At 43.5% G+C, this 6,877-nt stretch carries 3 protein-coding genes; 1 reads left to right on the plus strand and 2 read right to left on the minus strand.

The window, feature by feature from the left end; genetic code table 11:
• Nucleotides 1–314: 314 nt before the first annotated feature.
• Both COV43_05880 and COV43_05885 read right to left on the minus strand, forming a co-directional pair.
• A complete protein-coding gene (locus tag COV43_05880) occupies nt 315–4,538 on the minus strand; it encodes a hypothetical protein (protein PIR25328.1) in 4,224 nt (1,407 codons plus the stop codon).
• 53 nt (nt 4,539–4,591) lie between these two features.
• Entirely contained in the window at nt 4,592–5,602 is a 1,011-nt protein-coding gene (locus COV43_05885; GenBank protein PIR25329.1) for a hypothetical protein, read from the minus strand.
• 250 nt (nt 5,603–5,852) lie between these two features.
• Between COV43_05885 and COV43_05890 the strand changes: the two genes are divergently transcribed.
• The gene (locus COV43_05890; GenBank protein PIR25330.1) at nt 5,853–6,704 is read left to right on the plus strand and encodes a hypothetical protein; all 852 of its coding nucleotides are present in this window, start codon (nt 5,853–5,855) and stop codon (nt 6,702–6,704) included.
• Nucleotides 6,705–6,877 lie beyond the last annotated feature (173 nt).

Here is a 6,877-nt window from a genome sequence, read left to right on the forward strand (position 1 = left end):
ACTCCCCGGAAGTGTCTTGGTTATCGAACTCCTGCTGAGGTCTTCTTGAACCAAGTGTTGCACTTCGAATGTGAATCCACATCCCCGCCTGCGCGAGGATGACAGAGAACTTGAACAATCCATTAAAAAACCCCAGGCTGCTTTCGCAAACCCGGGGCCTTAGGGGGAGCATCTTTAGAACCAGTTTTTAGTTTGTGGTTCTTAGTTTTTTGTTCCTTCTGCTTCTGTTTCTTTCCTAACCCATTTCCCTGTTTCTCAAGAAGGGGAACATGTGGGGTGGGCTGTGATGCCCACTCCATATGCTTTGCCCGTCGTTATTCTTTTTCTTCCAGCTTGAACTTCTTCCTTGTGAGGCCAAGCAGTGGGAGCAATCCTAGGATGTATCCTATTCCACCAAGTCCGCCGGCACTTGCTGTTCCTGGGATCAGCGAACAGTCTGAGCTTCTAAGTGCTGCATTGTAATCTGGATTTACACCACCATTTGCTCTTACTTCTTGTCCGTCTGGAACACCGTTACGGTTACTATCTGGATCAAGTGGATTGGTTTCATTTTGATCGCGTACTCCGTTTAAGTTGCGATCTTCACCAGCGTTGTCTGCTGGGCTGAATCCGTCTACGAGTCCGTCACCGTCGGTATCGGCATTGATAGCACTGGTTTCACTGAGTTCTTTGATGGAGTTACGGTTTCTGTTTTCAATGCCATCAGCTAGTCCATCACCATCAGTATCTTTGTTTTGTGGGTTTGAGCCAATGCCTTCATACTCACGTTCTTCTCTATCGCCCACACCGTCGCCATCGGTATCTGCCACTTTAGCGTCTGATTCAATACAACCGTTTGCATCTGGAACTTGGCTTTGGTCGAAGATACCATCTAAATCACAGTCTTCTTCGCCATCTAAAAGGCCATCTTTATCGGTATCCGCTTCATTTGGAAGTGTTCCCAGCTTTCTCTCAAGTTCGTCTGAGAGCCCATCACCATCACTATCGCGACCTGTACCAATTGACGAGTCAATGCCTTCGCAATCTGGGCTTGGGTTGAGTGCACAACCAGGGAATTCTTTGTCGTCATTCTTACCATCACCGTCAGAGTTGATACTACAAGCATATGAGGTAAGTGCATTAATATCTACTTCACCGTTTTCAGTATGCTCTTCACCGTCTGAGAGCCCATCTCCATCACTATCACTTGCGTTAGGGTTTGATCCAACTCTAACGGCACCGTTTGCCCAGAAAGCTTCGTTGATAATGAAGATGCCAGTTACCGGATCGCGAGTTGTAATACGACTTCTGAAGTCACGCTCTGGTATTGAATCAGCTTCAAGTTCTACCCCGTCTTTTAGGCCGTCTTCATCTGTATCTGGATCAAGTGGATTCGTGTCATGGTCCAAGTTATTGAAGCAAGTGAAACCATTTGATGAGTTTACTTTTGAGTATCCTGGAATTCCATCAAGCAACATCTCGAATCCGTCGGAGAGACCGTCTTGGTCTGTGTCACTTACGGCTGGATGTGTATAGAGTTTACCGTTTGGTCCTTCCATAACTGGATTGGTTCTTTCAATATAGTCAGGGATACTATCACCATCGGTATCCGCTAAAAGTGGATTTGATTCTGCTAGCTTGATTTGTTCTTCATTCAATCCACCAATGTAGGTAGTTGAAGAGGCGCTTGCATAATCTCCATCAAGGTTCACATCTTCTTCTGCATCTCGGAGTCTGTCGTTATCTCTGTCGATGAAGAGGGCTACCACTGTGTTGATCTCAGTTTCGGTTACTTTTGTTGGATCACAGCTTAATTGATCAGTAGGTGAGCCTACTCCATCATTTTCTCCAAAAGATTCGAAGCATACGTCTGCAGTTGCGCCAGCTTTATATCCGTCGCCAAAGCCGTCACCGTCTGAATCTGCGAGGTAATACTTTAATCCCCAGCTTCTTGGATTATCTTCTCGTGGTGAAGCGTTAGCTGCATCTGGGCAAACGCTGAATGGATTTTCTACTACATCAGGAATACCATCATCATCGGTATCTCCAGGTGCGTTTCTTTCAATTGACTGACGTGTAGCTTTAGCCATCTCGGTTCTATTCGTGAGTTCCTCAGCACTTGGAGTGTTTTCAATTTGAACAACATCTGGAATACCATCTCCGCTTGAAACGAACTGACCTTTCCAGTCGTATTGGTCAATGAAGCGAAGCGGACTTCCTCGGTTGTCATTGAGGGTCCATTTGCTCAGCACACTAAAGAGCACTTGTTCTGAGTTACACTTGGCTGCTGTAGTACAAGCGTTTGTTGCATCGGCAAATAAAGGACATGAATCAACAGGTTTTTGCCCTGGGGTACATCGTGTTTCGGAACCAGCAACTCCATAACCACTGCCACCACCGTCACAGAATCCGTCGCTGTCTGTATCTGGATGTGTAGGATCGAGCTCGTTATTGCCGTCTTGGCGACTTCCGTTGAAGTTTGCAGACGAAGCAAGTGAACTGCTACGACAAGCAACAACTTCAAATCTGGTAGTTGCATCTTCAGCAAAACCGTTTCCAAAGGCAACTTCTGCAATGTTTGTAACCGTTGCACAGTCTACATCTGACGCCGCACAAGCAAGCTTCGCCCAAGTGTAGCTGATGCCTACTTCTCTTCCCTCTGCTCCGAGTGTACATTCTTTTACTGACGTTGTTCCATCAGCATTCCGTACTTGAAGCGGCACGAAAGAGAAAACGTTTTGATATCGATAATAAATACCGGAGATAGGATCTCCTCCGCGACTTCTCGTATAGATAGAGTTTCTATCTTCAACACCATCTTTAAGGCCATCATTATCACTATCGTCATCAAGAGCATTTGGAATTTTATCTCCATCAGTATCTTCATTGATTGTTTCATTTGTGCCGGCACCATCAGGAACTCCGTCAGTATCGGTATCAAATGTATACCAGCAGGTTTCACGATGTTTTACTGAGTCATTTGTGCTGTCTACAATGTTGCCTTCTTCATCAAGTAAGTTGCCGGAGAAGTCATGTCTAAATTCTTCACCATTATCGCATTCGCAATCGCCGTCAGTATCTTCTTGATTGTCGAAGAGGCCATCGCCATCGCTGTCGTAGTAGAAGTTATCTGGAGCACGGCATGAAGCTTCGCCTTGGCAGGTATCAAGTGATCGTTCTCTTTTACACTCCTGAATACTTGTGTAGCCTTCGAATGGTTTTCCTGGCGTATCAGGGAGATCCCCACCATTTGAGCCCGAGCCACCACCGTTACTGCCATCGCTGCCAGAACCGCCAATGTTATTACCTCGTGCATCAAGGCAAGGAAGGTCGTCGTTGTCAGCCGTTGCAGTAATAGCTTGGCTTGCTGTTCCAATTGTTCCACCAGAAGTTTCTGGGACTAAAGTTATAAGTGCATTATCTGTTTGAACTGGAAGCTCAATTTGAAACTTTCCAGTTACTTGGTCCAAACCATTTGCACCAATTTTTTTACCAACGTAGCCAATGAATCCACCTTCAGAAATTCTACCTTCATTATTCAAACCACCAGCAGCATAAACCTGAACTCGTTTTACACCTTTATAAGCGTTTGTAGGATTACACATGTCACCTGAATCGCCATTCACAAAATGACCACTTAATTTAATAACTGCAGGTGTAGTGTTTTGAAATATTTTTCGTGTGATAACTACTTTTATTGGACTTTCAGATTTGAACCAATCACCAGTGCCAGAGCCAACCGCCTCAATGTCAAAGCGCGATGCTTGATCGTTGAGTTCGGATAAGCCGTTTTGTTGAGTAGCACCAATAGCACCATTGTATGGTTGCAAAAAGTTAAGGGATTCTAATGCTGGGTTTTTAATCCAGATAGCATAGCCGTCAATTGCCTTTACAGAAGAGTTTGCGAGAATCCTGTTTCCTTTTGCAGACTCAGAAATAACAAATGCGCTTGATTTTACGCTTGCACCTTCTTCATCACTGCTTGCAACGGCTGTGCTGCTTGGAATGTTTGAGCTAACATTTACATTATCCATTTCAGCATAGTTGCCTTCCATACATACTGCATCCATGCCTTCGGGAATGTTTTTTATGATTAAGTTGCTAAGACGAACATAATTTCCAATAATGCGAACAGCACATTTATAGTCTTTGTTAGTAGGAATTTGAGAGGCATTTAAAGTGCTTGTTCCAGAACATTCAGTTCCTGGAGAATGGTTTGGTTCGCATCCACCTTGGAGTACAAATGGACTTCCTTCTTCACCAGTAGCTCTAATGGTAAGGGGTCCTTTCATCACGATTTCTTGCTTTGTTGTGATGCTAATTAAATCAAGACAACCTCCATCAGCACTTCCAGATAACAAGTTTGCGTGATACATAGCCCGAGGAAGTCTCAGTTTGTCCCTATCTGCGCTGTTGATGTCCCAAATAGCATTTGTAACCTCACAATAGTTTTGAGTCATGTGAGCATAAGGATATCCAGCTTCTGCATTCCTAGCAGGAAGTCCCAGACCAAACGTAAGCAATGCTATTATAAACAGTGTTCTCATTATTATTTTCATAACTACTCCTCTAAATAAGGTTACTACCACATTTCCCCCGAAAGATTTTTTTATCAAAAGTCTAAAATATTCCATTGGACACCAAATCTTCCTGTTATTCCAATGCGAAATGGATTTTTAGAATCATCGGCATCTGGCTGACCAGCAGAAATAAGAATTTCACTTGTAGTAGCTGGTTGGTATGAAACATCAGCAAATGCACTGATTGCACCAAACCTGATAGAAATATTTGGAATTACTGCAAATACAGGTGTGCTTGATTCCACTTGGTTAGTCACATCTCCAGAGCGAGGTAAAAATATATCTTGAGAAGCTTGGCGCCAAATTAATTGGGCATCTACCCCTGCTGAGACAGGCAAACCTTTTATGTCAAAAGTACCCCCAACACCTAGTGTTGGGCCAAATTGCCACAAAACAGAATTATTGGCTTGAACAGCACCATTTTCTTCTGTGAGAGGATCTAGAATAGTAGCTAGTGCTTCAAAACCACCTTTTACATAGAACCCTATTTGAGATGGATCAAAATGGCGTTTTAAATTTAATCCAAAGCTAATTCCATAACCAGCGGAGGCGCTTGCACTGCCATCACGATTTGGATCAGTATTAAAGTCGTTAATGGGAACTGAATCGTTATCTTTTAATAAACTGCCACTCATTAGTTCCGTTCCTAAAGCAAGCGCAAAAAATAAACCCAAAGTGAAATGGTCATTTTTACTGGCTGGTGGTTCCGCTGTGTCTTCTTCTGGTGCCACTACCGGAGCAGGTATTGCATCTGAATCTTTACTATCGGCTTTTGCTTTAGATGTAGGAAGAAGATCAGCAAGTCCAACCTCACGCGACTCAAAGCTTTTCCACAAGCTTGAGAAGTCTTTATGACTCATAGGTTTTATTTCTTGAATACCTTTATAGAGGCGACTATCCTCAGCAGGAACATTCTTGCACTCTGCAGAATTTTTATCATTATCACATGTTTTTTTTCTCTCATCGTACATTGCTCCGCATGCGAGATCTCCGCCACAAGCTGCGCTTTTTGATTTTAATGTAATGTCTCCAGCTGAAATCATAACTTCCTCCTTGAAACTTTAATTCCCCCGCAGGGTTTTGTGAGAAAAAGCCCACTTTGGGCCCTTCTTTCCCTACGCTATATTTATCGGGTGCTTTTTGAAAAGGTTGCGTGGTTTTTTTAGATCACAAGTTCTTGAAAAATAAAGGGAAATGAAGATGTCTGCAAAAAAAGTGAATTTTATCGCTTGTTTCCAGGGGAAAATTTTCAGATAATGCAGGGGCGGTACACTATTATATACGAGGTTAGCCATGCCACGAGCTTTACGATTTGATCTCCCGGGCCATCTTCAGCATGTCATTTGCCGAGCGAATGGGAAGCAAACCCTCTTTTTGGATGAGGATGATTACGCTGCCTACCTTCAGCGGATTGCTGAAACCTTTCAGCTGTATGACTTCAAGCTGTATGCTTATGTGCTCATGCCCAACCATGTGCATTTGCTGATAGAGCGCACAAACACTCCCCTCTCAAAAATTATGCAAAGTATTACGCAGCGCTATGTTCAATACTTCAATACCAAGTATAAAAAGAGCGGAAATCTTTTTTATGACCGATACACTTCAATCTGCTGCCAAAAAGAAAAATACTTTAAAAAGCTTGTGCGCCACCTGCTGCAAAATCCTGTGCGAGCAAACTTGGTGCACAAAGCTGAAGAGTGGAAATGGAGTAGCTATCAGGCTTATTTTTCTGCATCACCGCCCTCTTTTTTGAATATGAGCACAGGCTTTTCGCAAGCCGAGATGCAAGTATTTGTGAATGCCGAAGCTGGCGATGATGCCAGCGATGAGTTGTACCCTAAAACAAAAGCACTTGTATTAGGTGACGCAGCTTTTGTGCGGTCGGTTGTAGAGAGCGGAGGAAAAAAAGAGAGTGCAAAAAAACTTTCTCTCACTCGTCTTGAGGAAGAAGTGTTGATGCACGAAAAACTCAACCACAAAGAATTTCACTCAGCATCGCGAACGCAAAAACTTTCCATCGCACGCGGAAAGTTTGCTGCGAAAGCTGTATCGCAAGGTTACAGCTTGCAAGAGATTGCAGATTTTCTGGGACGCAATGCCACTAGTATTGCAAGGTTGATCGCAAAGGTGAACATGGTTCGATAGTGCTTGGTGCAATATGTAGTTGTCCTGGCTTGTTTGTCATCCTCTGGCTTGACCAGGGGATCCAGCAATTCTAGCAATTTGCTGTCATCCTGGGCATAATGGCAAAAAATGTGTGCTATTTAGGTTTGAGAAAGAAGTAATAAGCAAAGTAATTTTTTCTTTTATGAGGTGCA

Source organism: Deltaproteobacteria bacterium CG11_big_fil_rev_8_21_14_0_20_42_23, from assembly GCA_002796345.1.
GTDB lineage: Bacteria > UBA10199 > UBA10199 > 2-02-FULL-44-16 > 2-02-FULL-44-16 > 1-14-0-20-42-23.

Bases quoted from the DNA above. Each gene is read 5' to 3' on its own strand.
- COV43_05880 (PIR25328.1), bottom strand. From the start codon at position 4,538: ATGAAAATAATAATGAGAACACTGTTTATAATAGCATTGCTTACGTTT.
- COV43_05885 (PIR25329.1), bottom strand. From the start codon at position 5,602: ATGATTTCAGCTGGAGACATTACATTAAAATCAAAAAGCGCAGCTTGT.
- COV43_05890 (PIR25330.1), top strand. From the start codon at position 5,853: ATGCCACGAGCTTTACGATTTGATCTCCCGGGCCATCTTCAGCATGTC.